The 2,478-nt window shown below is 71.0% G+C and carries 4 protein-coding genes; 2 read left to right on the top strand and 2 right to left on the bottom strand.

What is annotated here, in order from left to right; genetic code table 11:
- Both PKH97_RS15800 and PKH97_RS15795 read left to right on the top strand, forming a co-directional pair.
- The coding region (locus tag PKH97_RS15800) for a hypothetical protein (protein WP_324388569.1) at window positions 1-467 on the top strand (467 nt) is incomplete at its 5' end.
- Window positions 468-577: 110 nt separating this feature from the next.
- Window positions 578-1,477: a DNA-formamidopyrimidine glycosylase family protein gene (locus tag PKH97_RS15795; RefSeq protein ID WP_324388567.1), complete on the top strand. Its 900-nt coding sequence runs from the start codon at window positions 578-580 to the stop codon at window positions 1,475-1,477.
- Here PKH97_RS15795 and PKH97_RS15790 read toward each other — a convergent pair.
- Entirely contained in the window at window positions 1,434-1,742 is a 309-nt protein-coding gene (locus PKH97_RS15790; RefSeq protein WP_324388566.1) for a helix-turn-helix domain-containing protein, read from the bottom strand. The genes PKH97_RS15795 and PKH97_RS15790 overlap by 44 nt on opposite strands.
- Window positions 1,739-2,287, bottom strand: coding sequence for a CinA family protein (locus tag PKH97_RS15785; protein ID WP_324388570.1), 549 nt, complete (start codon window positions 2,285-2,287; stop codon window positions 1,739-1,741). Before PKH97_RS15785 ends, PKH97_RS15790 begins: the two co-directional genes overlap by 4 nt.
- Window positions 2,288-2,478 lie beyond the last annotated feature (191 nt).

The raw sequence follows: 2,478 nt of genomic DNA, 5'->3' as shown, positions 1-2,478 counted from the left end.
CCGTCCTCGACGCCGGGCGGCCCGCCCCGGACCCGGCCCTCGTGCTCGCCGCCACCGACCCGGCCAATCCGTATGGCGCCGCGCTGTCCTGGCCCGAGCGCGATGGCGCGGGTGGCCATCAGCCAGGACGCAAGGCCGGCGCCTTGGTCGTCCTGGTCGACGGCGTGCTGGTGATCTACGTCGAGCGCGGCGGCAAAACCCTGCTCAGTTGGGGTGACGACCCGTCGACCCTGCAGGCGGCGGCGGACGCGCTGGCCCGCAGCGTGCACGACGGGGCACTGGGCCGCTTGACGGTCGAAAAGGCCGACGGCACGTCGGTTCTCGCGGCCGGCAACCCCGTCGCGTCGGCCCTCGCCACGGCCGGTTTCACGATGACACCGCGCGGCCTGCGCCTGCGTCGTCTGGGCGCAGCTGGGCCGGGGACCGGCGGTGGGAGCGACACGGCATACGGCCGGCCGAAAATGTGAATGTCCCGACAATCCCCTGTGTTTGGCCCGAGAAGTTGCGGCTCGAGGCTACGGTGGACGCTGGGTCAAGCGCCCGCCGGGGGGGCGATCAAGAAGATGTCGGAGGGATCATGCCGGAAGGCGACACGATCTGGCGCACGGCCGCGCGCCTGAATCTCGCCTTATGCGGCACTCCCCTGACGAGGCTAGAACTGCGGTGGGGCGAGTTGGGGGGAGCCGGCCTGCTGCCTGCCAGCACGATAGGTGTCGTCGCGCGCGGCAAACACCTGTTGCATCGGCTCGACTCGGGGGTGACGATCCACACCCACCTGCGCATGGAGGGCAGCTGGCGCATCCACCCCACCGCGAAGGTCACGCCCGCCCAACTGGCCGACCATCACCTCCGCGTGCTGGTCTCGACGTCCACCTGGACAGCGCTCGGGCTGCGGCTGGGGATGGTCGACGTGTGGCCCACGGAGCAGGATGAGGGATGGCTGGCCCACCTCGGGCCTGACGTGCTCGGCCCCGACTGGGACCTCGACCGCGCCCTGGCCAATCTGGCCGGCGACGAATCAATGAGCATCGGCGCGGCACTACTCGATCAGACCAAACTCGCCGGCATCGGCACGTTCTGGGCCAGCGAGGGGTTGTTCTTGACCCGCCTCTCGCCCTGGACCCCGATCGGCGAAATTCCTGAACAGGAGCAGATCGGCGTGGTCACCGGCATACGGCGGCTGATGCGGCAGGCCACGGTCTCGGCGGTGCAGAGTTCGACGGGCCGCACCCGCCGGGGCGAGACGTCCTTCGTCCATGCCCGATCCGGCTCCCCCTGCCGGCGGTGCGGCATCCCGATCCGCGTCGCGATGATCGGATCGGCGGATCGGCAACGCACGATGTTCTACTGCCCCAACTGCCAGGGCGGTCTGGCACCAGGGGACGACGGCGCCCGGCAGTCGCCTCTCGGTGCCGCTGAACGCAGCCGAGCGATCAAGCGGCCGAGGCCGAAACTCCGGCGCGCGCTGGAGACTTGACGGGTAGCGGCGTGACGCCGGCCGCAACCGACTCCGCCAGCGCCACGCGCGTGGTCACGCCGTTCAGGACGCTCGACAGCGGCACGCCGAGCGCCTCGCAGACAGCAGCCAGCAACTCCGACGAGGCTTCCTTTTGTCCGCGCTCGATTTCGCTGAGGTAGCCGAGCGATACGGCGGCCGCAGCCGACACCTGACGCAGAGTGCGGCCTTGGGCCAGTCGCTCGTCGCGTAGGGCCTCGCCCAACTCGCGGCGGAGCAGGATCATGGTCGCTCTCCCTTCGGTGCTCTTCTCGACGTGCTCGGGTTCCTATCCTGCACCACCCCACCGACAATCGGCACGGCGACCCCGACGTCGGCGAGTCCCTCGGCCAATAGTCCGAGCGCGGCGTCGACAGTGGCCGCGCGGATCTCGGCACGCGACCCGGTCAACACCAGACCCGAGGTTCGTATGCCCGACGGGCCGGCAACGGCGACAAAGACCGTGCCGACCGGTTTGCCGTCCGCCGGATCGGGCCCGGCGACACCCGTAGTCGCGATGGCCCAGTCCGACCCCAACACGTGGCGCGCGCCGCGCGCCATCGCAGCCGCGACGTCCGGGTCGACGGCTCCCCGCTCGGTGAGCAAGTCTGCGGAAACGCCGAGGATCTGATGTTTCACGGCCGTCGCATAGCTGATCACGCCGCCGCGGACAACCGCGGACGCTCCGGGCACCGACGTCAGAGCCGCCGCGACCAGACCGCCTGTCAGCGACTCGGCGGTGCCGATCGTCGCGCCCGTATGCCGGGCCGCGCCCACCACGAGCGCCGCCAGTTGCGCCGTGGAATCAGGCAGCGCGCCCGTCGACTCACGATGTTCGGTCGACTCAGCCGGCTCCGCGCTTGCCTTTGGTGGCACTGTCCCCGTCACTTGCGGCCCGGCGCAGGCGCGGTCGCCCGCCCATCCTCGTCGGGCCCCTCGCCTGGACCCGTTTCCAGCCCCGAGGCCGCAGCGCCGGCGGGACC

This window comes from Nostocoides sp., from assembly GCF_035343835.1.
In the GTDB taxonomy this organism is placed as follows: Bacteria; Actinomycetota; Actinomycetes; order Actinomycetales; family Dermatophilaceae; genus Nostocoides_A; species Nostocoides_A vanveenii.
This window is presented reverse-complemented; position numbering and strand designations above follow the sequence as displayed.